At 63.8% G+C, this 26,831-nt stretch carries 16 protein-coding genes and 3 pseudogenes; 11 read left to right on the top strand and 8 right to left on the bottom strand.

Annotated elements, in window-relative coordinates:
• Positions 1-223: 223 nt before the first annotated feature.
• The 8 genes and pseudogenes from AB5975_21705 to AB5975_21670 all read right to left on the bottom strand — a co-directional run bounded on the left by AB5975_21705 (position 224) and on the right by AB5975_21670 (position 14,034).
• Positions 224-1,714 (bottom strand): efflux transporter outer membrane subunit, encoded by a 1,491-nt coding sequence (locus AB5975_21705; protein ID XDR19141.1) that lies wholly within the window; start codon positions 1,712-1,714, stop codon positions 224-226.
• Positions 1,711-4,817, bottom strand: a pseudogene (locus tag AB5975_21700) (efflux RND transporter permease subunit). The gene AB5975_21705 and the pseudogene AB5975_21700 overlap by 4 nt, the downstream one beginning before the upstream one ends.
• Positions 4,814-7,912 carry an MdtB/MuxB family multidrug efflux RND transporter permease subunit gene (locus tag AB5975_21695; GenBank protein ID XDR19140.1) on the bottom strand — a complete coding sequence of 1,033 codons (3,099 nt, stop codon included), beginning with the start codon at positions 7,910-7,912 and terminating at the stop codon, positions 4,814-4,816. The pseudogene AB5975_21700 and the gene AB5975_21695 overlap by 4 nt, the downstream one beginning before the upstream one ends.
• Positions 7,909-9,219 (bottom strand): MdtA/MuxA family multidrug efflux RND transporter periplasmic adaptor subunit, encoded by a 1,311-nt coding sequence (locus tag AB5975_21690; protein ID XDR19139.1) that lies wholly within the window; start codon positions 9,217-9,219, stop codon positions 7,909-7,911. The genes AB5975_21695 and AB5975_21690 overlap by 4 nt, the downstream gene beginning before the upstream one ends.
• Before the next feature lie 218 nt (positions 9,220-9,437).
• Positions 9,438-9,938, bottom strand: a complete 501-nt coding sequence (gene tpx, locus AB5975_21685; protein XDR19138.1) for a thiol peroxidase — start codon at positions 9,936-9,938, stop codon at positions 9,438-9,440.
• Between the two features lie 167 nt (positions 9,939-10,105).
• Positions 10,106-11,386, bottom strand: coding sequence for a serine/threonine transporter (locus AB5975_21680; GenBank protein XDR19137.1), 1,281 nt, complete (start codon positions 11,384-11,386; stop codon positions 10,106-10,108).
• Between the two features lie 296 nt (positions 11,387-11,682).
• Positions 11,683-12,879, bottom strand: coding sequence for an aromatic amino acid transaminase (locus AB5975_21675; protein XDR19136.1), 1,197 nt, complete (start codon positions 12,877-12,879; stop codon positions 11,683-11,685).
• A 129-nt stretch (positions 12,880-13,008) separates the two neighbouring features.
• Positions 13,009-14,034: an Ldh family oxidoreductase gene (locus AB5975_21670; GenBank protein ID XDR19135.1), complete on the bottom strand. Its 1,026-nt coding sequence runs from the start codon at positions 14,032-14,034 to the stop codon at positions 13,009-13,011.
• 141 nt (positions 14,035-14,175) lie between these two features.
• Between AB5975_21670 and AB5975_21665 the strand changes: the two are divergent.
• The 11 genes and pseudogenes from AB5975_21665 (at position 14,176) to AB5975_21615 (ending at position 26,785) form a co-directional block, all read left to right on the top strand.
• A pseudogene (locus AB5975_21665) lies at positions 14,176-15,047 on the top strand (MurR/RpiR family transcriptional regulator).
• Positions 15,048-15,069: 22 nt separating this feature from the next.
• The gene (locus tag AB5975_21660; GenBank protein ID XDR19134.1) at positions 15,070-15,822 is read left to right on the top strand and encodes a transporter substrate-binding domain-containing protein; all 753 of its coding nucleotides are present in this window, start codon (positions 15,070-15,072) and stop codon (positions 15,820-15,822) included.
• Between the two features lie 173 nt (positions 15,823-15,995).
• Complete coding sequence (locus AB5975_21655) at positions 15,996-16,715, top strand: ABC transporter permease (GenBank protein ID XDR19133.1); 720 nt, start codon at positions 15,996-15,998, stop codon at positions 16,713-16,715.
• Positions 16,712-17,422 carry an ABC transporter permease gene (locus AB5975_21650; protein ID XDR19132.1) on the top strand — a complete coding sequence of 237 codons (711 nt, stop codon included), beginning with the start codon at positions 16,712-16,714 and terminating at the stop codon, positions 17,420-17,422. The genes AB5975_21655 and AB5975_21650 overlap by 4 nt, the downstream gene beginning before the upstream one ends.
• Positions 17,423-17,438: 16 nt before the next feature.
• A complete protein-coding gene (locus tag AB5975_21645) occupies positions 17,439-18,683 on the top strand; it encodes an NAD(P)/FAD-dependent oxidoreductase (protein XDR19131.1) in 1,245 nt (414 codons plus the stop codon).
• A 22-nt stretch (positions 18,684-18,705) separates the two neighbouring features.
• Complete coding sequence (locus AB5975_21640; GenBank protein ID XDR19130.1) at positions 18,706-19,488, top strand: amino acid ABC transporter ATP-binding protein; 783 nt, start codon at positions 18,706-18,708, stop codon at positions 19,486-19,488.
• A 458-nt stretch (positions 19,489-19,946) separates the two neighbouring features.
• Positions 19,947-20,756 (top strand): gamma-glutamyl-gamma-aminobutyrate hydrolase family protein, encoded by an 810-nt coding sequence (locus AB5975_21635; GenBank protein ID XDR19129.1) that lies wholly within the window; start codon positions 19,947-19,949, stop codon positions 20,754-20,756.
• Positions 20,757-21,092: 336 nt separating this feature from the next.
• A complete protein-coding gene (kdgD, locus tag AB5975_21630; GenBank protein ID XDR19128.1) occupies positions 21,093-22,004 on the top strand; it encodes a 5-dehydro-4-deoxyglucarate dehydratase in 912 nt (303 codons plus the stop codon).
• A 104-nt stretch (positions 22,005-22,108) separates the two neighbouring features.
• Positions 22,109-23,473, top strand: coding sequence for an MFS transporter (locus AB5975_21625; GenBank protein ID XDR19127.1), 1,365 nt, complete (start codon positions 22,109-22,111; stop codon positions 23,471-23,473).
• Positions 23,474-23,551: 78 nt separating this feature from the next.
• A pseudogene (gene garD, locus AB5975_21620) lies at positions 23,552-25,104 on the top strand (galactarate dehydratase).
• Between the two features lie 91 nt (positions 25,105-25,195).
• A complete protein-coding gene (locus AB5975_21615; GenBank protein ID XDR19126.1) occupies positions 25,196-26,785 on the top strand; it encodes an aldehyde dehydrogenase (NADP(+)) in 1,590 nt (529 codons plus the stop codon).
• The last annotated feature ends 46 nt before the right edge of the window (positions 26,786-26,831 follow it).

The raw sequence follows: 26,831 nt of genomic DNA, 5'->3' as shown, positions 1-26,831 counted from the left end.
GATTGTACTCAAGCTTAAGCGAAACGCACGGGGTTTTTGCGAATGGGAATGGATCCAATACCTGGATGATACAACTATGCGCTGTACCTTGTGGAAGCGGCCTTGTGTCGCGAAAGGGCTGCGAAGCAGCCCCAGCAATATTAATGGTTACGCGAATAATCTGGGGCCGCTTTGCGGCCCTTTTCGCGACACAAGGCCGCGCCCACAAACGCGTGCGATTGCTTCAGTCCTGCTCGGCAAAGGCTTGCTCGGCATCCCAGCCGCCCCCCAGCGCAGCCACCAGTTGCACGCTGGCCACCAGGCGCCCTTGCAGCAGGTTCAACACACTGCGCTCGTTGCTCAGCGCCGTGGTCTGCACGTTGACCACATCCAGGTAGCCGATCAGCCCGGCGCGGTACTGGTTCTCGGTCAGGCGCAGCGACTCGCGGGCGGCATCCAGCGCTTCCTGGCGCACCACGGCTTCATCGCCATACACCTTCAACTGCACCAGCAGGTTTTCCACTTCCTTGAAGCCGTCCAGCACCGTCTGGCGATACTGCGCAACGGTCTGGTCATACACTGCCACCGTGCGGTCGACCTCGGCGCTGCGTTTGCCAGCGTCGAACAGAGTCAGCGCCAACTGCGGGCCTACCGACCAATAGCGGTTGGGCAGCTCGATCCAGTTGCTGAAGCTGCTGCTGGAATAACCGCCACTCATGCTCAGGCTGAGGTCCGGGAAGTACGCTGCCCGCGACACGCCAATGTTGGCGTTGGCCGCCATCACATTACGTTCGGCCGCCGCGATATCCGGGCGCCGCTCCAGCAGTTGCGAAGGCAGCGAAACCGGTATTTGCGGCAGTGCCGGAATCGCCTTGCTGTCGGCCAGGGCAAAGTCGGCGGGGGCCTTGCCCAGCAGCACGGCAATGGCGTTCTCGAACTGCGCGCGCTGCCAGATCAGGTCGATCAGGTCGGCCTGGGTGCTTTTGAGCTGGGTGCGGGCCTGGGCCACGGCATCAGGGCCAGCGACACCGGCACGGTACTGGTTCTCGTTCATGCGCAGCGAGCGCTCGTAGGCCGCCACGGTGGCTTCCAGCAAGCGTTTCTGCTCGTCTATAACGCGCAATTGCAGGTAATTCTGCACCAGCTCCGATTGCTGGCTCAGGCGGATCGAAGCGAGGTCGGCGAAGCTGGCTTCGGCACTGGCCTCGTTGGCATTCATGGTTTCCCGCAGCTTGCCCCACAGGTCGATTTCCCAGCTCACGCCCAACTGCGCGTTGTAGGTGTTGCGAATGCCACTGCTGTTGTTGGAAAGGCTCGAACTGGAGCTGCCGGTACCCTGCGCCGAGCGGTTTTTGCTGGCGCTCAGGTCCAGGCTGGGGAACAGCGCCGCACGGCTGCTGCGCACCAGCGCCTGGGCCTGACGGTACTGGGCCTCTGATTGCGCCACGGTCTGGTTGCTGCGGTTAAGCTCCTCGACCAGCGCATTGAGCCCGGCATCGCCGTAGATTTCCCACCAGGCGCCGCGGGCGATGGCATCGGACGGCGAGGCCTGGGTCCAGCCTTCGGCGTGCTTGAACTGCGCCGCCGAGCTGTTCAGCTCGGGGCGGTGGTAGTCCGGGCTCAGTGTGCAGGCACTGAGCAAGGCCACGCACAGCCCGGCGCCGAGCAGGCGCGAGCCACGCCCACGGGTCAGCGCTTGCAGGGCGCGGTGAAGTGGGGTCTGGGCAAAAGTCATAGCGGGGTTTCCAGGGCGGCGTCGGTGCGCACGCCGCGCCAACGGTTGAAACGGTGGCGCAGGCGGTCCAGGTACAGGTAGACAACCGGCGTTGTATAAAGAGTGAGAATCTGGCTGAACACCAGGCCGCCGATGATGGTCAGGCCCAGCGGCTGGCGCATTTCTGCGCCTTCGGCGTGGCTCAACAGCAACGGCAAGGCGCCGAGGATGGCTGCCAGGGTGGTCATCAGGATCGGCCGCAGGCGCAGCAGGCAGGCCCGGCGGATCGACTCTTCCGGCGACAGGCCCTGGTGGCGCTCCAGTTGCAAAGCCAGGTCGATCATCAGAATGGCGTTTTTCTTCACCCCGCCAATCAGCAGGAATAGCCCCAGCAGCGAGATCAGGCTGAACTCGCCGCCGGTGACGTACAACGCCAGCAAGGCACCGACGCCGGCCGAAGGCAGTGTCGAGAGAATGGTCAGCGGGTGGATGTAGCTTTCATAAAGAATGCCCAGCACCAGGTACACCAGCAGCAGTGCGCCAAGGATCATGAAGGGCTGGCCCTGTTGGGTCTTGGCAAAGGCATCGGCAGTGCCGCCGAGCTTGGCAATCACCTCCTCGGGTAAGCCCAGCTTGGCCACCGCGCGCTCCAGCGCCGCCATGGCCTGGTCGGGGCTGTAGCCTTCGGCGACGTCGAAGGCGATATCCTCCGAGGCGAACTGGCCTTCGTGGCTGACCCGGTCGTTGGCCAGGCTGTTTTCGTAGCGGGCGATGGTCGACAACGGCACGCGAGCCCCGTCGGCGGTAATCACCTGCACTTGTTCGAGAGTGCTTGGGTCCCAGGCGTATTTCGGGTTGATCTCCAGCACCACCTGGTACTGGTTGAGGCTGTCGTAGATAGTGGAGATCTGCCGCTGGCTGTAAGCGTTGTTCAGTACCGTGGTGACCATGTCCATGTCGATGCCCAGGCGCTTGGCCTGGTCACGGTCGACCACCAGCGTCACCTGTTGGGTACCGGCACCATCGCGGGCGTCGATGGCGGTCAATTCCGGTAGCGCACGCAGCGCCGCGACCACCTTGGGGAACCACTGGCGCAATGCCGCCAGGTCACCGCTTTGCAGGGTATACAGGTACTGCGACGAGGTCTGGTCACGCCCCCCGCCCCCCAGTTGCAAGTCCTGGTCGGCCATCAGGAACAGACGCCCGCCGGGCACTTTGGGCATTTCCTTGCGCAGGCGCTCGATCACCTTCTGCGCATCGATCTTGCGCTCGCTGATCGGTTTCAGGCGCACCAGCACCATGGCGTTGTTGGTGCCGCTGTTGCCACCGATGAAACCGGCAACGCTCTGCACGGCCGGGTCGGCAAGCAAGGCGCGACGGTAGATTTCCATCTTCGGCTGCATCACGCTGAACGACAGACCATCGTCGCCGCGGATAAAGCCCATCAGTTGGCCGGTGTCCTGCTGCGGCATCAGCGTCTTGGGCACCACCACGTACAGGGCGATGTTGATGCCGATGGTGGCCAGCAGGCTGAGCAGGGTCAGGCGCCTGTGGCGAATGGCCCAGCCCAGGCTGCGGTCATAGGCATTGACCATGCGTTGATGCAGCTTGTCGCTCCACCGCTGCAGGCGGGTCTGTTCAGCCTGGTGCGGCTTGAGCCAGCGAGCGCAAAGCATCGGTGTGAGGGTCAACGACACCACCAGCGAGACGATGATCGCCGCCGCCAGGGTAATGGAAAACTCCTGGAACAGGTTGCGCACAATGCCCCCATGAACAGGATGGAGACAAACACCGCCACCAGCGACACGTTCATCGACAGCAAGGTGAAGCCCACTTCCTTGGCGCCCAGGAAGGCCGCCTTCATCGGCGGCTGGCCGTCCTCGATGTGCCTGGAAATGTTCTCCAGCACCACGATGGCGTCGTCCACAACCAGCCCGGTGGCGAGGATCAGCGCCATCAGCGACAGGTTATTGAGCGAGAAGCCGCACAGGTACATGACCGCGAACGTGCCCACCAGCGATACCGGCACCGCCAGGCTGGGGATCAGCGAGGCGCGCAGGCTGCCGAGGAACAGGTAGACCACCAGGATCACCAGCACCACGGCGATCAGCAAAGTGTGCTCGGCCTCTTTCAGCGTGGCCTTGATCACAGGCGAGCGATCCATGGCCACGTTCAGTTGCACGCTGGCGGGCAGCAACGACTGCAAGGCCGGCAACTGCGCCTTGATCTGGTCGACCGTTTCGATGATGTTGGCGCCGGTCTGACGGTTGACCACCAACAGCACCGCTGCCTGGTCATTGAAGAAGCCACTGTTGTAGCGGTTCTCGACGCCGTCGGTGATGGTCGCCACGTCGGACAGCCGCAGGATGGTGCCGTTCTGCTGGCGGATCACCACCGGCTCATAGTCCTTGGCGCTTTCCAGCTGGTCGTTGGCACGCACCTGCCAGTTGCGTTCGGCGTCCTCGACAAAGCCCATGGGCCGGCGCTGGTTGGCGTTGGACACCGCCGTGCGCACCTCGTCCAGCGACAGGTTGTACTGGTTGAGCAATTGCGGCTCGACGGCAATGCGCACGGCCGGCAACGAACTGCCACCGATCTGCACCTCCCCTACCCCCGACACCTGGGCCAGGCTCTGCGACAGGATGGTGTCGGCCAGGTCGTACAGCTGGCCCTTCTGCAGCACATCCGAGGTCAGCGACAGCACCATGATCGGCGCTTGTGACGGGTTGATCTTCTTGTAGGTGGGCATGCTGCGCATGCCGCTGGGCAGCAGGTTGCGGGTGGCGTTGATCGCTGCCTGCACCTCACGTGCCGCGCCGTCGATGTCGCGGCCCATCTCGAAGCCGATCACCACCCGGGTGGAGCCTTGGTTGGAGCTGCTGGTGAGTGTGGTGACGCCAGCGATACTCCCCAGCTTGCGCTCCAGCGGCGTGGCCACGGTGGAGGCCATGACCTCGGGGCTGGCGCCGGACAGGTTGGCCGACACCACGATTACCGGGAAGTCCATTTGCGGCAGCGGCGCCACCGGCAGCAAGCCAAAGCTGACCCCACCCAGCAGCATGATCGCCAGGCTCAACAGCATGGTCGCCACCGGGCGACGGATGAACGGACCGGACAGGTTCATGCCTCGGCCTGCTTCACGTCAGTGGCCGGGCGCCAGCGGCGGGCCAGGCGGTCGAAGTACAGGTAGATGACCGGGGTGGTGAACAGCGTCAGCACCTGGCTGACCAGCAGCCCGCCGACCATCACCAGGCCCAGCGGCTGGCGCAGCTCGGCGCCCGAACCGGTGGCGAGCATCAGCGGCACCGCACCGAACAGCGCGGCCAGGGTGGTCATCAGGATCGGCCGGAAGCGCAGCAGCGCCGCCTGGTAGATGGCATCGCGCGGGCTCATGCCCTGGTGGCGCTCAGCCTCCAGGGCGAAGTCGATCATCATGATCGCGTTCTTCTTGACGATGCCGATCAGCAGGATGATGCCGATGATGGCAATCATGCCCAGGTCGTTGCCGCTGATGAGCAAGGCCAGCAAGGCCCCCACCGCTGCCGATGGCAAGGTCGAGAGGATGGTCACCGGGTGGATGTAGCTCTCGTACAGCACGCCCAGCACGATGTACATGGTCACCACCGCTGCCAAAATCAGCAGCAAGGTACTCGACAGCGATGCCTGGAAGGCCTCGGCCGCGCCCTGGAAGCGGGTTTGCACGCCCAGCGGCATGCCGATGTCCTTCTGCACCTGCTCGATCACCTGCACCGCCTCGCCCAGCGATGCACCGTGGCCCAGGTTGAACGACAGAGTCACTGCCGGGAACTGGCCGATGTGGGAAATGGCCAACTGCGCCTGACGCTGCTCGATGCGCGCCAGCGCCGACAGGCGCACCTGGCCGCCATCGGTGGCCTTGACGTGGATTGACTCCAGCGCCTGCGGGCCAATCACGGCGGCATCCTGCGACTGCAGCACCACGCGGTACTGGCTGGCCTGGGTGTAGATGGTGGAGATCTGCCGCTGGCCGAAGGCGTCGTACAGGGCGTTGGTGATTTGTGACACGGTAATGCCCAGGCGGCTGGCCATGTCACGGTCGATCACCAGGTACACCTGCAGGCCCTTGTCCTGCAGATCGCTGGCCACGTCGGCCAATTCCGGGCGCTGCTGCAGCGCCTGCACCAGCTTGCCGCTCCACTGCGCCAGCAGGTCGGCGTCCGGCGACGACAGACTGAACTGGTACTGGGTACGGCTGACCCGGTCCTCGATGCTCAGGTCCTGTACCGGCTGCATGAACAGACGGATGCCCACCAGCCGGTCGACTTGCGGCTGCAGGCGGCTGATCACTTGGCTGGCGGTGACATCGCGCTCGCCGTGGGGCTTGAGGTTGATCAGCAGGCGGCCGCTGTTGAGCGTGGCGTTGTCGCCGTCGACACCGATGTAGGACGACAGGCTTTGCACCGCAGGGTCTTGCAGGATCACCTTGCTCAGCGCCTGCTGGCGCTCGCTCATGGCGGCGAACGAGGTGGACTGCGGCGCTTCGGAGATACCCTGGATCACCCCGGTGTCCTGCACCGGGAAGAAGCCTTTGGGCACCACCATGTACAAGAATACCGTCAGCGCCAGGCTGGCCACTGCCACCAGCAGGGTCAGCGGTTGGTGCTTCAGCACCCACTGCAGGGCACTGCCGTAGTGCTTGATCAGCCAGTCGATCCAGGCACCGCTGGCGCGGTAGAAACGGCTTTGTTCCTCTTCCTTGGGCTCACGCTTGAGCAGGCGCGCGCACATCATCGGCGTCAGGGTCAGCGACACCACCAGGGAAATCAGGATGGCCACCGCCAGGGTGATGGCGAACTCGCGGAACAAGCGGCCGACCACGTCAGCCATGAACAGCAGCGGGATCAGTACGGCGATCAGCGAGAAGGTCAGCGAAATCAGGGTGAAGCCGATCTGCCGGGCGCCCTTGAGCGCCGCCTGCATGGGGGTCTCGCCCTCTTCGATGTGCCGGGAGATGTTCTCCAGCATGACGATGGCATCATCGACCACGAAGCCTGTGGCAATGGTCAGGGCCATCAGCGTCAGGTTGTTGACCGAGAAACCGGCCAGGTACATCACCCCGAAGGTGCCAATCAGCGACAGTGGCACGGCAATCGATGGAATGAGGGTGGCGCTGAAGCGGCGCAGGAAGACGAAGGTGACCATCACCACCAGCACGATGGCGATCAGCAGTTCGTGTTGCACGTCCTTGACCGCGGCGCGGATGGTCTGGGTGCGGTCGGTCAGCACCGAGACATCGAGGCCAGCCGGCAGGTTGTCGGTGATCGACGGCAGCAGGTCCTTGATGCGGTCGACCACTTCGATCACGTTGGCGCCCGGCTGACGCTGGATGTTCAGCAGCACCGCGTGGTTTTCGTTGGCCCAGGCGGCCAGGCGTTCGTTTTCGGCGCCGTCGACGATTTCGGCTACGTCTTTCAGGCGCAGCGGAGCGCCATTGTTGTAGGCCAGAATCAGGTTGGCGTATTCCTCGGGGGAACGCAGTTGGTCGTTGGCATCGAGCATCGACACCCGTGTCGGGCCGTCGAAGTTGCCTTTGGGCTGGTTGACGTTGGAAGCGCCGATCAGGGTACGCACGTCGTCCAGGTTCAGGCCGTTGGCCGCCAGAGCGTCGACGTTGACCTTGATCCGCACCGCCTGGCGCTGGCCGCCGGCAATACTGACCATGCCCACGCCGCTGATCTGCGCGAGCTTTTGCGCCACGCGGGTATCGACCAGGTCGTTGAGCTTGGGCAGCGGCATGGTCTTGCTGGAGATGGCCAAGGTCAGCACCGGGGTGTCGGCCGGGTTGACCTTGTTGTACACCGGCGGTGCCGGCAAGTCGCTGGGCAGCAGGTTGCTGGCGGCGTTGATCGCGGCCTGCACCTGTTGCTCGGCAACGTCCATGTTCATGTCGAGGTTGAAGCGCAGGGTCAGCACCGACGCGCCACCGGAGCTGGTCGAGGCCATCTGCTCCAGGCCCGGCATCTGGCCGAACTGGCGCTCCAGTGGCGCGGTGACGGCGCTGGTCATGACCTGCGGGCTGGCGCCAGGGTACAGGGTCATCACGCGGATGGTCGGGTAGTCCACCTGCGGCAATGCGGACACCGGCAGCAGCTTGTAGGCGATCAGGCCGGCCAGGACAATGGCCAGCATGCTCAGCGTGGTGGCGACCGGCCGCAGGATGAACAGACGCGAGAGGTTCATGCGCCCGCCTTGCCTGCTGCGTTACCGGGCTGTGCTTCACCTGTGTGCGCCGAGCCCTTGGCTTCCTGGCCTTGCAGGTGCTGGCCGGGCGTGGTCGGCACTTGCGAGCTGTCTTCTACCACTTCCACCTTGGTGCCTTCGCGCAGGCGGTCGGTGCCTTCAAGCACCAGGCGGTCGCCCGCCTTGAGGCCTTCGAGAATGACGCTGTTCTCGCCGTCGCTGGCGCCAACCTTGAGCTTGCGCACGTTCACGGTGCTTTCGGCGTTGACCACATAGGCAAAGGTGCCGTCGTTGCCAAACTGGATGGCCGCAGCCGGGGCCATGACCACCTGCTTGAGTGTGTCGGCCAGCAGGCGCACGTTGACGAACTGGTTGGGGAACAGGGCCAGGTCCTTGTTCTCGAAGCGGCCCTTGAACTTCAGGGTGCCGGTGGTGGTGTCGATCTGGTTGTCGATGCTGCCCAGCACACCAGTGGACTGCAGCTTGCTGTCACTGCGGTCCCAGGCCTCGACCGGCAGGCTCGCGCCACTGCGGTAGCGCTCCAGCACGGTGCTCAGCTCGGTTTCCGGCAGGGTGAAGGCGACGCTGATCGGCTCGGTCTGGGTGATCACCACCAGTGCGGTGGCGTCGTTGGCCGCCACCAGGTTGCCCAGGTCGAGTTGGCGCAGGCCTACACGGCCGTTGATTGGCGAACGAATTTGAGTGAAGTCGAGGTTCAGGCGAGCATCGTTGACCTGTGCCTGATTGGTCTTGACCAGCCCCTGGAACTGCGCCACTTGTGCTTCGGCGGTGTCGAGGGTTTGCTTGGCGATACTGTCTTCGGCGTACAGGCCTTTATAGCGGGCCAGGTCGACCTGGGCGTTCTTCAACTGTGCCTGGTTCTGCGCCAGGGTGCCTTCGGCCTGCTGCAGGGCGATGCGGTACGAGCGCGGGTCGATTTCGGCGAGCAGGTCGCCGGCCTTGACCTGCTGGCCTTCCTTGAAGTGGATTTTCACCAGTTCGCCTGCCACCCGGCTGCGGACGTTCACTGTGTTGGTTGCAGTGACGGTGCCCAGGGCCTTGTAGTACAGCGGAAAATCACCCACCCGTACCGGTTCGACGCGCACCGGCACCGGGTCGCTGGAGCCGCCGAAGCCTGGCCGCCCCCCCATCATGCCCATGCCCTTGCCGCCGCGCCCGCCGCCGCTGGCTTCTTTGTGCGCGGGCGTTGCTGCAGGCCAAAGCCACCAGGCCAGTGCAGCCACCAGCAGCAGGATCAGCAGGCCGACGAGCCAGCGACGAGGGGAACGGGAATTGGACGCTTGCATGGGTTGAACGAACCTTGTTCGGAATGACGACTTCGGGAGGGTGAACGATAAGCACTGCCATCGTTTTAGCAAAGGGCCTTTACCAGAGGTTTACCTTTGCCTGACGTTGCCAAGACGCGGAATTTTAAATGAAAACGGCCCGGAACGCGTTCCGGGCCGTTACAGGGTGTTGCTTGGGGCGACGGTGGGCTGCAGATGCCCGCCCTACCCCACAACCTTTACTTCAGTACAGCCAGCGCTGCATCGTAGTTCGGCTCGTCGGCAATTTCACCAACCAGCTCGCTGTGCAGCACCTTGTCGCTCTCGTCCAGCACCACCACGGCGCGGGCGGCCAGGCCGGCCAGTGGGCCGTCGGCGATGGCGACGCCGTAGTTCTCGAGGAACTCGCGGCCACGCAGGGTCGACAGGTTCTTCACGTTTTCCAGGCCTTCTGCGCCGCAGAAGCGGGCCTGGGCGAACGGCAGGTCGGCGGAAATGCACAGTACCACGGTGTTGGTTACATCATTGGCCTGGGCGTTGAACTTGCGCACGGAGGTGGCGCAGGTTGGGGTGTCGACGCTCGGGAAGATGTTCAGCACCTTGCGCTTGCCGGCGTAGTCCTTCAGCGACTTGTCAGCCAGGCCTTCACCGACCAGGGAGAAGGCCGGAGCCTGGGCGCCGACTTTCGGCAGTTCGCCTTTGACCTGAACCGGGTTGCCTTTGAGAGTCACTTGAGCCATGACGAAATCCTTATACGGGGTTTGAAAAGGACACTGAGTTAAGCATGAAGGCGGCCGGGTGCCTATGGGGGTAGGTGAAATTGTTCTATTGCCGGACAATTCTTGTGGACAAAAAAATGCCCAGGTTGCGACAAGCGCCCCGGGCATTCTTTATTTCTGGCAGCGAATCAGCCGAGCAGGCCGTACACCACCGAGGTCAACGCAACCAGGCCGACCACCACAACGAATACGTTGGAGGCTGCACCGCTGTACTTGCGCATCGACGGTACACGGCGGATGGCGTACATCGGCATCAGGAACAGCAGCACCGCAAGGATCGGACCGCCGAGCGATTCGATCATGCGCAGGATGCTCGGGTTGAGGGTGGCGACGATCCAGCACACCACTAGCATCAGCGCGGCAACTACGCGGTCCAGGGTTTTGGCACCCGGGCGCGCGCCGGTCTTGGCGATGATGCCCTTCAGGCCTTCGCTGGCACCGATGTAATGGCCCAGGAACGACTTGGCAATGGCCACGAAGGCGATCAACGGCGCAGCGAACGCGATGGTCGGGTTGCTGAAATGGTTGGCCAGGTACGACAGGATCGACAGGTTCTGTGCCTTGGCTTCGGCCAGCTGGGCGCTGCTCAGGGTGAGCACGCAGCTGAACACGAAGAACAGCACCATCACCACCATCAGCAGGTGGGCACGACGCAGGATCTGGCCGCTGCGCTCATCGGCGTGCTCGCCGTAGCGGCGCTTCTGGTCAACGGCAAAGGCCGAGATGATCGGCGAGTGGTTGAACGAGAACACCATCACCGGAATGGCCAGCCACAGGGTGTGCAGGAAGGCCGAGGCCGGTGGCACCTCGGTAGCGCTGTCGAGGATGCCACCCGTCCAGTGCGGCACCAGATACAGGCCCAGCAACGCCAGGGCGACGATGAACGGGTACACCAGCAGGCTCATGACCTTGACCGTGGCCTGCTCGCCACAGCGCACGATGGCCAGCAGGCCGAGGATCAGCACGAACGACAGGATGGCCCGCGGCGGCGGCTGCATGTGCAACTGGTGCTCCATGAAGCTGGACACGGTGTTGGTCAGCGCCACGCTATAGATAAGCAGGATGGGGAAGATGGCGAAGAAGTACAGCACGGTGATCGAGGCACCGGCGGTGCTGCCGAAGTGCTCCTTGACCACTTCGGTAATGTCGCCACCGTTGCGCCCCGACAGGACGAATCGGGTCAACCCACGGTGGGCAAAGTACGTCATCGGGAAGGCCAGGATGGCCAGGATCAGCAGCGGCCAGAAGCCGCCAAGGCCGGCGTTGATCGGCAGGAACAGGGTTCCGGCGCCAATGGCTGTGCCGAACAGGCCCAGCATCCAGGTGGTGTCGTGACGCGCCCAGCTGCCAAGGGTGGCGGGGGTCGATTCTGCAAAGCGTTGTTCAACGCTTGGGGCCTGCTCATTCATTCCGGGTGAAGCTCCACTCGCAAGACTGCAACAGGCTGAGAATGGCGAAACAGTGCCTTCGCCCAACTCAACCGGAAAAGAGGGGCGCGATTGTGCACGGAAAGGTTGCACTTGCGAAGCCCTTTTCCGAGGGGCGGTTGCACTTGTCTTTACAAGTGAGGTGCAGCTGGCTGAAAACGCGGGTTGCAGCAATGACCTGTGGGGGCGGCGTTGCGCCGCGAAAGGGCCGCAAAGCGGCCCTGGCATTACTCGCTGCGAAGCTGCGAATGCAGGGGCCGCGCTGGGCCCCTGGAGGATTACTTCTGAACGGCGGCGAACGCTTCGGCAACCCGCTGCAGGTTGGCCGGGCGCAGGCCGGACATGCACACGCGGCCGCTGTCGATCAGGTACACACCGAACTCGTCACGCAGGCGACGCACCTGCTCGACGCTGAAGCCGGTGTAGCTGAACATGCCGCGCTGGCGCAGGAAGAACTGGAAGTCCTGGCCTGGCAGCAGCACGGCCAGGGCATCGACCAGCGCCTGGCGCATGTCGAGGATCCGCTTGCGCATCACTTCGACTTCTTCGGCCCACTGGGCATTCAGGCCTGCATCGCTGAGCACGCCAGCCACCAGCTGGGCGCCGAAGTTGGGCGGGCTGGAGTAGTTGCGGCGCACGGTGGCCTTCAACTGGCCAAGTACGCTCTGGGCAGTGGCGTCGTCATCGCACACCACCGACAGGCCGCCTACCCGCTCGCCGTACAGCGAGAAGATTTTCGAGAACGAGTTGCTGACCAGGCACGGCACGCCGGCACGGGCCATTTCGCGGATGGCGTAGGCGTCTTCCACCAGGCCTTCGGCGAAGCCTTGGTAGGCGATGTCGAGGAACGGGATCAGCTGGCGCGCCTTGACCACTTCGACCACTTGCTGCCACTGGTGCTGTTCCAGGTCGGCGCCGGTAGGGTTGTGGCAGCACGGGTGCAGCAGGACCACGCTGTTGGCCGGCAGGGTCTGCAGGGTGGCCAGCATGCCGTCGAAGTCCACGCCACGGGTGGCCTGGTCGAAGTACGGGTAGGTGTGCACCTTGAAGCCTGCGCCTTCGAAGATGGCGCGGTGGTTGTCCCAGGTCGGGTTGCTGACCCAGACTTCGGACTGCGGGAAGTAGCGCTTGAGGAAGTCGGCACCAACTTTAAGGGCACCGGAGCCGCCCACGGTCTGCACGGTAGCCACGCGACCGCCCGTCACGGCGGGGTGATCAGCACCGAACAGCAGCGCCTGGATCGCCTGGCGGTAGCTGGCCAGGCCTTCCATCGGCAGGTACAGGGAGGCTTCGTGGTCCTGGCCGGCCATGCGTTTTTCCACCGCATCCACAGCCGCCAGTTGCGGCACCACGCCGGCCTCATCGTAGTACAGGCCAATACTCAGGTTGACCTTGTCGGCGCGCGGGTCGGCCTTGAAGGTTTCCATCAACGAGAGGATCGGGTCGCCGGCATAGGCATCGACATGTTTGAACACAGCGTGCAGCTCCTTGGATCAGGACAGTTCGAAAAGGCAGACCTGAGCATACCCGGAGTGCAGGCTCAGGAACATCCACTATTGTGCAAGGTTGTCTATGCAACATTGCATGGCCCGACGGTGCAGGGGTCAGCCAAGCAGCTCTTTCAGGCCCTGCAACTCCTGCTCGGTCACCGCCACCCCTTCCTCCTCGGCCACCTCCCGCTCGCGGTAACGCCGCTCGCCCGGCATGCGCGTCAGCCCTACGGCCTGCATCTGCTCCACCAGTTCACGGCTGCGCTGTGCAAACCGCTCGCCTTCGGCCTTGCTTGGGTCGATGAGGATGATCAGTTGCCCGGTCCACGGCGTCTTCGCCCCCGGGTGCCCCGACCAGTCGAACTCCCAGGAGAAGTGCCCGCCGGTCAACGCCGCCGCCAGCAACTCGACCATCATCGAAAGCGCCGAGCCCTTGTGCCCGCCAAACGGCAGCAAGGCGCCGCCTTCCAGAATCGCCTTGGGCTCGGTGGTCGGTTCGCCATTGGCATCCACGCCCATGCCTTCAGGTAGCTGCTGGCCAGCCCGCGCAGCAATCTGCACGTCGCCATGGGCCATGGCGCTGGTGGCCATGTCGAAGACGATCGGGTCATGTTCGGCGCAAGGCGCGGCAAAAGCGATGGGGTTGGTGCCGAACAGTGGCTTGCGCGCGCCATGTGGCACCACGCAGGTCATGCTGTTGACCACGCTGAGGGCAACCAGGCCCTCTTCGGCGAACGGCTCTACATCCGGCCACAGCGCGGCGAAGTGGTGCGAGTTGTGGATTGCCAGCACGGCGATGCCGGCGTTGCGCGCCTTGGCCACCAACAGTTCTCGGGCCGCCGCCAGTGCCGGCTGGGCAAAACCACCCGCGGCATCGACACGCACATAACCAGCAGCCACGTCGCTGACCTTGGGTGTGGCCTGGCCATCGACCCAACCGCTGGCCAGGGTCGAAACATAACCGGGCATGCGGAACACCCCATGGCTATGAGCGCCATCACGCTGGGCGCTGGCGCAGTTGTGGGCCAGCACCCGAGCCACGGCCTCGCTGCAACCATGGCGCTGGAAGATGGCCTGCAGCAGGCCCTGCAGCTCGGAAAAGGGCACGCGCACAATGGTGCTGGTGGAGGGTGCGGACATCTGAAGCTCCTTGTTGTTTTGGATTGGCTACAGCGTTGCAACGACAAAAACTTTCCTGCATGTGACAGCAATCTGTCAAATGTTGACTTGATGACAGAAAACATTCATTTTCTTCCCAAGCCTTACCCCTGGAGCCGCAGCATGAGCCAACCGATCAAGCAACGCCTGGAAAACAGCCTCGAAGGGGCCGCTGCCTCGGGTCGCAAGATCGCCACCTACATGCTCGCCAACCTGCACGAACTGCCGTTCCAGACTTCAGCCAGCATTGCCGCCAAGCTGGGCGTCAGCGAATCGAGCGTCGGGCGGTTCTGCCGCTCATTGGGTTATGCCCACCTCAAGGCGCTTAAGCAAGACCTGCAGAACGATCTTGGCGATGGCCCATGGCTGGTGGGTGATCGCCTGCAAGATTACCGCCAGAACCAGGACGCCAGCGACAACGCCGGCAGCCTGGAGCTGGAAATCGCCGCCTTGGTGCGCGTGCACGAATACCGCCAGAGCACGGCCTGGCACACCGTGGCGCAACGCCTTGCGAGCAAGCCCAGGGTGTTCATCGCCGGTTTCCAGACCGAGCGTGGCATCGCCATGTGCATGAGCCACTTGCTGCAATACCTGCGCGATGGTGTGCAGCTGGTCGACATCAGCGCTGGGCACTTCGGCGAAGTGCTGCTGGGCCGCGCCGAAGACAGCGCCCTGGTGGTGTTCGAGGCGCGCCGCTATTCCCGCCACGCCCTGATGCTGTGCCAGAAGGCACGCGAGGCTGGCATTGCGGTCACTCTGGTGACCGACACCTTCTGTGACTGGGCCGATGCCAATGCCGACGAGGTGTTCCGCATCCCCACCGAGTTCAATCTGTTCTGGGAATCCACCTCGACGATGCTGTCGTGGGTGCACCTGATGGTCAACGAGGTCTGCAAGAAGCTCGGCCGGATGTTGAAAAACGCTTGGAAGCGACTGCCGCTCTACATAACGAATTCGTCGGCTACACCTCGTGGTCGACGGGCAAACAACAATAGCAAGAGTGCAATGAGGTGCGAGATGAACAAGTCCATGGCCTTGGTGGGTGCGTGCGCCCTGCTGCTGGCGGGTGCCGCCAGTGCCGAAACCCTGCGTTTCGCCACGGAGGGTGCCTACCCGCCCTTCAACTATGTAGACGCCGATAACAAGCTGCATGGCTTCGATATCGACATCACCCATGCCCTGTGCGAACAGATGAAAGTGGAATGCACGCTGGTGGCCCAGGACTGGGAAGGCATCATCCCCGCCCTGATGGCACGCAAGTACGACGCAGTGGTGGCGTCAATGATCGACACCGAAGAGCGGCGCAAGAAAATCGCGTTCACCGACCACTACTACCGCACGCCACTGACCGTTGCGGTGGCCAAGGACAGCAAGATCGACAGCGCCCAGACCGACTTTGTCGGCTACACCGTCGGCGCCCAGTCGTCCTCCACCCAGGCCATCTACGCCGAAGACGTGTATGGCAAGGCCGGTGCCGATGTGAAGCTGTACCCAACCATGGACGAGGCCAACGCGGACCTTGCCGCAGGCCGCCTGGACGGCGTGATTGCCGACAAATTCCCGCTGCACGAGTGGATGAGCAAGAACGGCGGGGACTGCTGCAAGATCCTCGGCGATGTGGCCGACACCAAGGCCGATGCCGCCATTGCCGTGCGCAAGGACGACGAAGCCCTGCGCCAGCGCCTGAACACCGCGCTACAACAGATCGTGGCCAACGGCACCTACCAGAAGATCGCCAGCAAGTACTTTGCTTTCGATATCTACAACTGATCTTCAGGAAACTGCGCAATCCCTGTAGGAGCGGCCTTGTGTCGCGATAGGGCCGCAAAGCGGCCCCGGCGTTCTTCGCGGCGAAGCTGAAAATGTGGGGGCGCTACGCACCCCTATCGCGACACAAGGCCGCTCCTACAAAGAGACCGCGTTGCCCATCTTAGGGGTTCGTCATGCTCGATCAATTGTCCTTGCTGTCCTTCGCCAGCGGAGGCTGGGGCCAGGCGTTGCTGGCCGGCGCGCTGGTTACCGTTTCCCTGGCCCTGGCCTGCCTGCCCATCGGCCTGCCACTGGGCCTGGTGGTCGCCCTGGCGGCGCGCTCGCGCAAGCGCCTGCCACGGGCCTGGGCCACTACCTTTTCAACCGTGTTTCGCGGCCTGCCCGAGCTGCTGACCTTGCTGATCATCTATTACGGCTGCCAGATCGCCGCGCAGAAGATCCTCGCCGCCATGGGCTACGAGGGTGAATTCCTGATCAACACCTTCCTCGCCGCGATGATTGCCTTCAGCCTGGTATTTGCCGCGTTTTCCAGCGAGATCTGGCTGGCGGCCTTCAAGACCCTGCCCAAGGGCCAGCTGGAAGCCTGCTCGGCCTTGGGCCTGAGCAAGCGCACCGGGTTCTTCAAGGTGCTGCTGCCACAACTGACCCGCATCGCCCTGCCCGGCCTTTCCAACAATTGGCTGTCGCTGCTCAAGGACACCTCGCTGGTGTCGACCATCTCACTGGTCGACCTGATGCGCCAGACCAACCTGGCGGTCAGCGTGACCAAGGAGCCGATGTTCTTCTACGGCGTCGCCTGCCTGGGTTACCTGCTGTTCGCGGCACTGTCCGGGCGCGTGTTCGCCTACATCGAACGGCGTAGCAACCGCCACCTGCTAGGAGCACGCGCATGAGCCTCGATCAACTGCTGGCGCTGGTACTCGACCCCGACCTGCTGGAGCGCTACGGCCCACGCTTTCTCGACGGTTTGCTGGTAACTGCCAAACTGGTGGCCATTTCCTTCACCCTGGGCGCCGTGCTCGGCCTGCTGCTGGCCCTGGCACGCATGTCGCGCAGCCTGGTGCTGCAGCGCATGGCCGCCGGTTACGTGTACTTCTTCCGCGGCTCGCCACTGCTGGCGCAGCTGTTCCTGCTGTATTACGGGCTGGGCTCGCTCAAGGGCTTCTGGCAGGACGTCGGCCTGTGGTGGTTCTTCCGCGAGGCGTGGTTCTGCACCTTGCTGGCGTTCACCCTGAACACCGCCGCCTATCAAGCCGAGATCTTCCGCGGCAGCCTGATGGCCGTTGCGCCCGGCCAGCATGAGGCGGCACGGGCGCTGAACCTGAAACGCTCGACCACCTTCTTCAAGGTGATCTTGCCGCAGTCGCTGCTCGTGGCCATCGGCCCACTGGGCAACGAACTGATCCTGATGATCAAGGCCAGCGCGATTGCCTCGCTGGTGACCATCTACGACCTGATGGGCGTGACCAAACTGGCCTTCTCGCGCAGTTTCGACTTTCAGATCTACCTGTGGGCGGCCGTGCTCTACCTGGTGATCGTCGAGCTGGTAAGGCGCCTGCTGAAACACTTGGAAGGCCGCTTGGGCCGCCACCTGAACTGACCGAAGGATACGTTCCATGCATTGCCAGACCCTTGTCCTCGGCGCCGGTATCGTCGGCGTCAGCACCGCCCTGCACCTGCAGGCCCGCGGGCGCCAGGTGATTCTGATCGACCGCGACGAACCGGGCAGCGGCACCAGCCACGGCAACGCCGGGCTGATCGAGCGCTCCAGCGTCATCCCCTACGCCTTCCCCCGGCAACTGGGCGCGCTGCTGCGCTATGGCCTGAACCGCCAGCCCGATGTGCGCTACAGCCTGGCGCACCTGCCCAAGGTCGCACCGTGGCTGTGGCGCTACTGGCGCCAGTCGGCGCCCGGCCGCCTGGCCGGGGCCGCCGCCGATATGCTGCCGCTGGTACAACGCTGCGTCGAAGAACACGACGCGCTGATCGAAGCGGCCGGCCTTGAAGGGCTGGTGCAGGCCAAAGGCTGGATCGAAGTGTTCCGCGACCCTGCGCTGTTCGAGCAGGCCAAAACTGACGCCAAGGGCCTGAGCCGCTACGGCTTGCAGTTCGAGATACTCGAATGCGGGCAACTGCAGGCACGCGAGCACCAGTTGGACGCCACCGTGGTCGGTGGCATTCATTGGCTCGACCCAAAGACCGTGAACAACCCCGGCGCCCTCACCCGTGGCTATGCCGCGCTGTTCCTGCAGCGCGGCGGGCAGTTCCTGCATGGCGATGCGCGCAGCCTGCGCCAAGCCAACGGCCAGTGGCGGGTAGAAAGCCGTCGTGGCCCGGTTACCGCCGACGAGGTGGTGGCCTGCCTCGGCCCGCAGTCGGCGGACCTGTTCAGCGGCCTGGGCTATCAGATTCCGCTGGCGATCAAACGTGGCTACCACATGCACTACAGCACCCGCGACGGCGCACAGTTGGAGCACTCGATCTGCGATACCCAGGGCGGCTACGTGCTGGCGCCGATGGCGCGCGGTGTACGCCTGACCACCGGCATCGAGTTCGACGCAGCCGGGGCGCCTGGCAACCAGATCCAGCTGGGCCGTTGCGAAGCCTTGGCGCGCAAGCTGTTCCCGGCCCTCGGCGAGCGGCTGGACGACACCCCATGGCTGGGCCGTCGCCCGTGCCTGCCCGACATGCGCCCGGTGATCGGCCCGGCACCGCGCCACCCGGGGCTGTGGTTCAACTTTGGCCACGCCCACCACGGCCTCACCCTGGGCCCGGTCAGCGGCCGGCTATTGGCCGAACTGCTCACTGGCGAGCGCCCCTTCACCGACCCCGCGCCCTACAGCGCGACCCGTTTCGACTGAACCCACGCGGGAGAAAAACAACATGACCGCACCACTGAGCCTTGCCACCCTTGCCCCCGAACCCGACCCGCGCCCGGTGCTGATCCGTATCGAAGGCCTGAACAAGCATTACGGCGCCTTCCACGTGCTGCGTGACATTGACCTGCAGGTGCGCGAAGGCGAACGCATCGTGCTGTGCGGGCCCTCCGGCTCGGGCAAGTCGACCCTGATCCGCTGCATCAACCGCCTGGAGATTGCCCAGCAGGGCAGCATCCAGGTGGATGGCATCGACCTGTCAGCCACCACGCGCGAGGCCGCGCAGGTGCGCAGCGACATCGGCATGGTGTTCCAGCATTTCAACTTGTTTCCACACATGAGCGTGCTCGACAACTGCCTGCTGGCCCCCACCAGCGTGCGCGGGCTGTCACGCAAGGACGCCGAGGAGCGGGCACGCATGTACCTGAGCAAGGTCGGCATCGAAAGCCAGGCGCACAAGTACCCCAGCCAGTTGTCCGGTGGCCAGCAGCAGCGCGTGGCCATCGCCCGGGCGCTGTGCATGAAGCCACGGATCATGCTGTTCGACGAGCCTACTTCGGCGCTGGACCCGGAAATGGTCGCCGAGGTGCTGGATGTGCTGGTGCAGTTGGCCGGCACGGGCATGACCATGCTGTGCGTCACCCACGAAATGGGCTTTGCCCGGCAGGTAGCCGAGCGCGTGCTGTTCCTTGAGGGTGGGCAGATCATCGAAGACAGCCCGCCGCAGGTGTTCTTCAACCAGCCGCGCACCGAGCGGGCCAAGGCGTTTCTGGCGCAGATACTGCACTGAATGGAGGTCTGATGCGTGTGGGAACGGCCTTGCGTCGCAAAAGGGCTGCGCAGCAGCCCCAGCAATGTGCATCAGTGCTGAAATCCGGGGCCGCTTTGCGGCCCTTTCGCGACACAAGGCCGCTCCTGCAAGGACCGCGCTTGCCTCGAGCGCCTTGCTCATTGCACCGCTGCAAAGACCCAACTGCATCGTTAAATATTATTGACCAACGCCCCCGCCAAACCCACGCCACCACAGGCCCGCATCGGTTTCAGCCCCCAAAAACCGGCGCATCCCCCGCATTAAAGCCCTCTTCCGTCGTTTGACATATCGAACGGCTCTGGCAAGCTCTCTACATGCCCCGACCGGAATCGTCGCCTCTGACGAGCCGGCAGTGCTCGGGGCTACAGGCAGCACCCAGAGCCCCGCGCCGTGCGCCTGCACAACAACGACAGGTTGAACCTGTCCCAAGGTGACATATGTCCAACAGCAACATTGGCAACAAGCAACCTTCCCTGCGCAAACCCGTCGTCCTGATGACCATGGGCAGCCAAGAGCGCAAAGGCCATGACTATCAGGTCATGACCCACAAATACATCACCCCGCTGGTCGAGTTTTCCGATTGCGTCCCGGTACTGGTGCCCACCTGCTGCGGCATTGAAGACCTCGAGACCTACCTGGACATGGCCGACGGCGTGTACCTGACGGGCGCTGGCAGCAACATCGACCCGGCCCTGTATGGCCAGGAAAATGAAACCCCAGGCAAGGGCCAGGACCAGAACCGCGACCTGTTCGACATCCCACTGGTCAAGGCGGCGATCAAGCGTGGCCTGCCAATCTTCGGCATTTGCCGTGGCATGCAGGAAATCAACGTGGCCCTGGGTGGCGACATCTACCAGAAGGTCTACGCCGAGCCTGGCTTCAATGACCACCGGGAAAACCCGGAAGACCCGGTTGAAGTGCAGTACGCCCAAGTACATGGGGTGAAGATCCAGCCGGGCAGCTGGCTGCGTGACACCCTGGGTACCGACGAGATTCGCGTCAACTCGCTGCATGGCCAGGGCCTGCACAAGCTCGGCGCCGGTATCGAAGCTATCGCCCATGCCGAAGATGGCTTGGTTGAAGCGATTCACGCGCCGAGCATTTCGCCGTTCCTGTTCGCCGTACAGTGGCACCCAGAATGGCAAGCGGCGAAGAACCCTGATTCGATCAAGATCTTCCAGGCTTTCGGCGATGCCTGCCGAGCCCAGGTACGCAAGGCGCAGGTCAAGCGCCAGCACGCTGCCTGACATTCAGTTTCCTCTGCTTTGATCGCGGGGCGGCGCAAGGTCGCCCGTTTCCCCGGTCACCCTCTGCTGGTCCCAGAACACTTCCCGTGGAATCGGGCGGCGGGCTTGTACCTGTCTCCGCGATCGTTTTTTACCCCTCCCCACCTAAGAGATACGATGACCAACATGCGGTCGCCGTGTCATTTCTAGCGCCTACGAGATCGAGCGCCGCCACCCCCAGACCGGCGCACACAAATTTTTCTGCAAGGAGGGCTAGTCATCGCTTAAGTTGTACGATAACTTACCTCTAACGCAGAACAACACCCTTCACCCAAGCGCCACAGGATGCCAACAACAATGAATCCACAAGAACTTAAATCCATCCTCTCCCACGGCCTGCTGTCTTTCCCGGTCACCGACTTCAACGCCCAGGGCGACTTCAACCCGGCTGGCTACATCAAGCGCCTGGAGTGGCTGGCCCCGTATGGCGCCAGCGCCCTGTTCGCCGCTGGCGGCACCGGTGAGTTCTTCTCCTTGGCCGCCAGCGAGTACAGCCAGGTGATCAAGACCGCCGTCGATACCTGCGCCACCTCGGTTCCTATCCTCGCGGGTGTTGGTGGGTCCACCCGTCAGGCCATCGAATACGCACAAGAAGCCGAGCGCCTGGGTGCCAAGGGCCTGTTGCTGCTGCCGCATTACCTGACCGAAGCCAGCCAGGACGGCGTCGCCGCACACGTCGAAGCGGTGTGCAAATCGGTGAACATCGGCGTGGTGGTGTACAACCGCAACGTCTGCCGCCTGAACGCCGACCTGCTGGAAAAACTGGCCGAGCGCTGCCCGAACCTGATCGGCTACAAGGATGGCCTGGGTGATATCGAGCTGATGGTGTCGATCCGTCGCCGCCTGGGCGAACGTTTCAGCTACCTGGGTGGCCTGCCGACCGCCGAAGTGTATGCTGCTGCCTACAAGGCCCTGGGCGTGCCGGTGTACTCCTCCGCGGTGTTCAACTTCGTGCCGAAGACCGCCATGGACTTCTACAGTGCCATCGCCCGTGACGACCACGCTGCCGTGGCCAAGCTGATCGACGATTTCTTCCTGCCGTACCTGGACATTCGCAACCGCAAAGCCGGCTACGCCGTGAGCATCGTCAAGGCCGGCGCCAAAATTGCCGGTTACGACGCAGGCCCCGTGCGCACCCCGCTGACCGACCTCACCGCAGAAGAGTACGAGATGCTCGCCGCGCTGATGGACAAGATGGGCCCGCAGTAAGCCCTGCCCGCGGCCTGCCAGATGCCGCGCCCGGAGTGGGCCAGCCCCACTCCGGTTACAATTCGTGAGCCCGCACAAAAATAACTAGTGGGAGTATTGCCAGCATGCAAGCGACTAAAAAGACGCATGTGCGCTACCTGATCCTGTTCATGCTTTTTCTGGTGACCACGATCAACTATGCCGACCGCGCTACCATCGCCATCGCAGGCTCCAGCCTGCAGAAAGACCTCGGCATTGACGCCGTAACCCTCGGTTATATCTTCTCCGCCTTCGGATGGGCTTACGTGGCTGGCCAGATTCCTGGTGGCTGGCTGCTCGATCGCTTCGGTTCCAAGAACGTCTACGCCTTCAGCATCTTCACCTGGTCGCTGTTCACCCTGTTGCAGGGTTTTGTCGGTGGCCTGCCGGTTGCCTGGGCGGTTGTCACCCTCTTCACCTTGCGCTTTCTGGTTGGCTTCGCCGAAGCCCCGTCGTTCCCGGGCAACGCACGCATCGTCGCCGCCTGGTTTCCGACTCAGGAGCGCGGCACTGCCTCAGCCATCTTCAACTCGGCGCAGTACTTCGCCACGGCGCTGTTCGCCCCGATAATGGGCTGGATCGTGTTCAGCTTCGGCTGGGAGCACGTGTTTGTCGTCATGGGTGCACTGGGCATCGTGTTCTCCATGGTGTGGCTGAAAACCATCCACAACCCGCGCCAACACCCACGCATCAGCCAAAGCGAGCTCGAACACATCGAGCATAACGGCGGCCTGGTGGACATGGACCAGAAGCGCGGCAACGACGGCCCGAAATGGGGCTACATCAAGCAACTGCTGACCAGCCGCATGCTGCTGGGCGTGTACCTGGGCCAGTATTGCATCAACGCCATCACCTACTTCTTCCTTACCTGGTTCCCCGTGTACCTGGTGCAGGAACGTGGCATGACCATTCTCAAGGCCGGCTTCATCGCCTCGCTGCCGGCGGTCTGCGGTTTCATTGGGGGCGTGCTGGGTGGCGTGATCTCCGACTGGCTGCTGCGCCGTGGCAACTCGCTGACCTTCTCGCGCAAACTGCCGATCGTGTGCGGCCTGCTGCTGTCGACCACCATGGTGTTCTGCAACTACGTCGATGCCGAGTGGATGGTGGTTGGCTTCATGACCCTGGCGTTCTTCGGCAAAGGCATTGGCGCGCTGGGTTGGGCGGTGGTGGCAGACACCTCGCCGAAACAGATCGCCGGGCTGTCCGGTGGCCTGTTCAACACCTTCGGCAACATCGCCTCGATCACCACCCCTATCGTGATCGGCTACATCATCAGCGCCACCGGCTCGTTCAAATGGGCGCTGGTGTACGTGGGCGCCAACGCGCTGGTGGCGGTGTTCAGCTACCTGGTGATCGTCGGCCCGATCAAGCGTATCGAACTGCGCGACGACGCCCCAAAGCCACAGGCTGAGCCTGCCGCCAATGGCGAACTGGCCAGCTCGCGCCACTGAGTGAACACGCCCGCCCCGGGGCAACCGGTGCGGGCAGATGTACAAAAAGCCTGAGAACCTGACAAGTAGGGCCCAAACATGCAGTTGATCGAACATTCCGACTCGCCGCGCTACGTCCGCCTGCACGACGACGATAACGTCGTGGTGGTGGTCAACGACGGCGGCCTGGGCGAAGGCGCCCACTTCGCCGACGGCCTGACCTTGGTCGAAGGCGTGCCACAAAGCCACAAGGTCGCAACCAAGGCCATCGCCAAAGGCGAGCCCGTGCGCCGCTACGGGCAAATCATCGGCTACGCGCTGGAAGACCTACGCCAGGGCAGTTGGGTGCAGGAAAGCCAACTGGCCATGCCGGCCGCCCCGGAACTGGACAGCTTGCCGCGCTGTGACGCCGTCCCACAACCGCTGCCGCCACTCGAAGGCTTCACGTTCGAAGGCTACCGCAATGCCGACGGCACCGTTGGCACCCGCAACATCCTCGGCATCACCACCACCGTGCAGTGTGTGACCGGCGTGCTGGAGCATGCGGTCAAGCGCATTCGCAGCGAACTGCTGCCCAAGTACCCCAACGTCGATGACGTGGTAGCCATCACCCACAGCTACGGCTGCGGCGTGGCCATCAACGCTCGCGACGCCTACATCCCGATCCGCACCGTGCGCAACCTGGCCCGCAACCCCAACCTGGGTGGCGAGGCATTGGTCATCAGCCTCGGCTGCGAAAAGCTGCAGGCCGGCCAGGTGATGCACGACAACGACCCGTCGGTAGACCTCAGCGAGCCATGGTTGTACCGCCTGCAGGACGCCAGCCTGGGCTTTGTGGAAATGATCGAGCAAATCATGGAGCTGGCCGAAACCCGCCTCAAGAAGCTCGACCAGCGCCGCCGCGAAACCGTACCGGCCAGCGAGTTGATCCTCGGCATGCAGTGCGGTGGCAGCGATGCCTTCTCGGGCATCACCGCCAACCCTGCGCTGGGCTACGCCGCAGACTTGCTGGTACGTGCCGGTGCTACGGTGCTGTTCTCGGAAGTGACCGAGGTACGAGACGCCATCTACATGCTGACCTCGCGCGCGCAAAACCAGGACGTTGCCGATGCCCTGGTGCGCGAAATGGACTGGTACGACCGCTACCTGCAGCAAGGGGCCGCCGACCGCAGTGCCAACACGACGCCGGGCAACAAGAAAGGTGGCCTGTCCAATATCGTCGAGAAATCCCTGGGTCGATCGTCAAGTCGGGCAGCGGCGCTATCCAGGGCGTGCTTGGCCCAGGCGAGCGGGTAACGCGCAAGGGCCTGATCTTCTGCGCCACCCCGGCCAGCGACTTCGTCTGCGGCACTTTGCAACTGGCCGCCGGCATGAACCTGCATGTGTTCACCACAGGCCGAGGCACCCCTTACGGGCTGGCCATGGCACCCGTGGTCAAGGTGTGCACGCGCACCGAACTGGCCCAGCGTTGGCCCGACCTGATCGATATCGACGCCGGGCGCATCGCCACAGGCCGTTCGACCATCGAAGAGCTGGGCTGGGAACTGTTCCATTACTACCTGGACGTGGCCAGCGGCCGCAAGCAGACCTGGGCCGAGCAGCACCGGCTACACAACGACATCACCCTGTTCAACCCGGCACCGATTACCTGATGCCGAGGGCATGCTGTGGGAGCGGGCATGCCCGCTCCCACAGGTCATGCGACAACCCGCCAGATTTTCTTTCAACCTACAGGAGCACCCCATGCCTGAAATCCTCGGCCACAACTTCATCGCCGGTCAGCGCAGTGCCGCTGGTTCTCAGCGCCTGCAGAGCCTGGACGCCAGCACTGGCGAAGCCCTGCCCTTCAGCTTCGCCCAAGCTACCGAGGCCGAAGTGGACCAGGCCGCCAGCGCCGCCGCCGCCGCCTTCGCCGAATTCCGCCAACTGGCCCCGGCACGTCGTGCCGAGTTTCTCGACGCCATCGCCGCCGAACTGGACGAACTGGACGAACTGGACGATGCCTTCGTCGCCATCGTCTGCCGCGAAACAGCCCTGCCCGCCGCCCGTATCCAGGGCGAGCGCGGCCGCACCAGTGGGCAGATGCGCCTGTTCGCCCAGGTACTGCGTCGCGGCGACTTCCTCGGCGCGCGCATCGACCTGGCACTGCCCGCACGCCAACCCCTGCCACGCGTAGACCTGCGCCAGATGCGCATCGGTGTCGGCCCGGTCGCTGTGTTTGGCGCCAGCAACTTCCCGCTGGCCTTCTCCACCGCTGGCGGTGATACCGCCGCAGCCCTGGCCGCCGGCTGCCCGGTGGTGTTCAAGGCTCACAGCGGCCACATGGCCACCGCCGACCTGGTTGCTTGCGCCATCGTGCGCGCCGCCGAACGTACCGGCATGCCCAAAGGCGTGTTCAACATGGTATTCGGAGGCGGCGTGGGCGAGTGGCTGGTCAAGCACCCAGCCATCCAGGCCGTTGGCTTCACCGGCTCGCTGAAAGGCGGTGACGCTCTGTGCCGCATGGCCGCCGAGCGCCCGCAGCCAATCCCGGTGTTCGCCGAGATGTCCAGCATCAACCCGGTCATCATCCTGCCGGGCGCCCTGGCCAAGCGTGGCGAGGCCATTGCTCGCGAACTGGCCGGCTCTGTGTGCATGGGTGCCGGGCAGTTCTGCACCAACCCGGGCCTGGTGATCGGGCTGCAGTCGCCGCAGTACAACCAGTTACTGGCCGACCTTGGCCAGCATCTGGACCAACAGGCCGGGCAAACCATGCTCAACGCGGGAGGCCTGCGCAGCTACGTTGGCGGCCTGGAGCACCTGCATGCCCATAGTGGAATCCAGCACCTGGCCGGCCAGAAGCAGGAAGGCAGCCAGGCCCGCGCCCAGCTGTTCAAGGCCGATGCAGGCCTGCTGGTCCAGTCTGACCCGCTGCTGCAGGAAGAAGTGTTCGGCCCCACCACCGTGGCCGTAGCAGTGCAGGACGACGAACAACTGCGCGCCGCCCTGCTCGGCCTGCGTGGCCAGTTGACCGCTACCCTGATCGGCGAAGCGGAAGATTTCGAGGCCTACGCCTGGTTGGTGCCACTGCTTGAGGAGAAAGTCGGGCGGATCCTGATCAATGGCTACCCGACCGGTGTCGAAGTGTGTGATGCCATGGTTCACGGCGGGCCTTACCCTGCGACCTCGGATGCGCGTGGCACCTCGGTCGGCACCTTGGCCATCGACCGCTTCCTGCGCCCAGTGTGCTACCAGAACTATCCGCAGGCGTTGCTGCCCGAAGCACTGCGCGATGGCAACCCGCTGGGGCTGCGTCGGCTGGTGAACGGGCAATGGAGCGAGGAGGTGATCTGACGGGTTGCCTGAAACAAGAAAGCCCCGCACATGGCGGGGCTTTCTT

The sequence above is a fragment of the Pseudomonas putida genome, assembly GCA_041071465.1.
GTDB lineage: Bacteria > Pseudomonadota > Gammaproteobacteria > Pseudomonadales > Pseudomonadaceae > Aquipseudomonas > Aquipseudomonas putida_P.
Note: the sequence above shows the minus strand (reverse complement) of the source record. Positions and strands in the feature narration are given on the sequence as shown.

Excerpts from the sequence above, each read along its gene's own strand:
- AB5975_21705 (XDR19141.1), bottom strand. The coding sequence starts at position 1,714 with ATGACTTTTGCCCAGACCCCACTTCACCGCGCCCTGCAAGCGCTGACC.
- AB5975_21695 (XDR19140.1), bottom strand. The coding sequence starts at position 7,912 with ATGAACCTCTCGCGTCTGTTCATCCTGCGGCCGGTCGCCACCACGCTG.
- AB5975_21690 (XDR19139.1), bottom strand. The coding sequence starts at position 9,219 with ATGCAAGCGTCCAATTCCCGTTCCCCTCGTCGCTGGCTCGTCGGCCTG.
- tpx (XDR19138.1), bottom strand. The coding sequence starts at position 9,938 with ATGGCTCAAGTGACTCTCAAAGGCAACCCGGTTCAGGTCAAAGGCGAA.
- AB5975_21680 (XDR19137.1), bottom strand. The coding sequence starts at position 11,386 with ATGAATGAGCAGGCCCCAAGCGTTGAACAACGCTTTGCAGAATCGACC.
- AB5975_21670 (XDR19135.1), bottom strand. The coding sequence starts at position 14,034 with ATGTCCGCACCCTCCACCAGCACCATTGTGCGCGTGCCCTTTTCCGAG.
- AB5975_21660 (XDR19134.1), top strand. The coding sequence starts at position 15,070 with ATGAACAAGTCCATGGCCTTGGTGGGTGCGTGCGCCCTGCTGCTGGCG.
- AB5975_21655 (XDR19133.1), top strand. The coding sequence starts at position 15,996 with ATGCTCGATCAATTGTCCTTGCTGTCCTTCGCCAGCGGAGGCTGGGGC.
- AB5975_21650 (XDR19132.1), top strand. The coding sequence starts at position 16,712 with ATGAGCCTCGATCAACTGCTGGCGCTGGTACTCGACCCCGACCTGCTG.
- AB5975_21645 (XDR19131.1), top strand. The coding sequence starts at position 17,439 with ATGCATTGCCAGACCCTTGTCCTCGGCGCCGGTATCGTCGGCGTCAGC.
- AB5975_21640 (XDR19130.1), top strand. The coding sequence starts at position 18,706 with ATGACCGCACCACTGAGCCTTGCCACCCTTGCCCCCGAACCCGACCCG.
- AB5975_21635 (XDR19129.1), top strand. The coding sequence starts at position 19,947 with ATGTCCAACAGCAACATTGGCAACAAGCAACCTTCCCTGCGCAAACCC.
- kdgD (XDR19128.1), top strand. The coding sequence starts at position 21,093 with ATGAATCCACAAGAACTTAAATCCATCCTCTCCCACGGCCTGCTGTCT.
- AB5975_21625 (XDR19127.1), top strand. The coding sequence starts at position 22,109 with ATGCAAGCGACTAAAAAGACGCATGTGCGCTACCTGATCCTGTTCATG.
- AB5975_21615 (XDR19126.1), top strand. The coding sequence starts at position 25,196 with ATGCCTGAAATCCTCGGCCACAACTTCATCGCCGGTCAGCGCAGTGCC.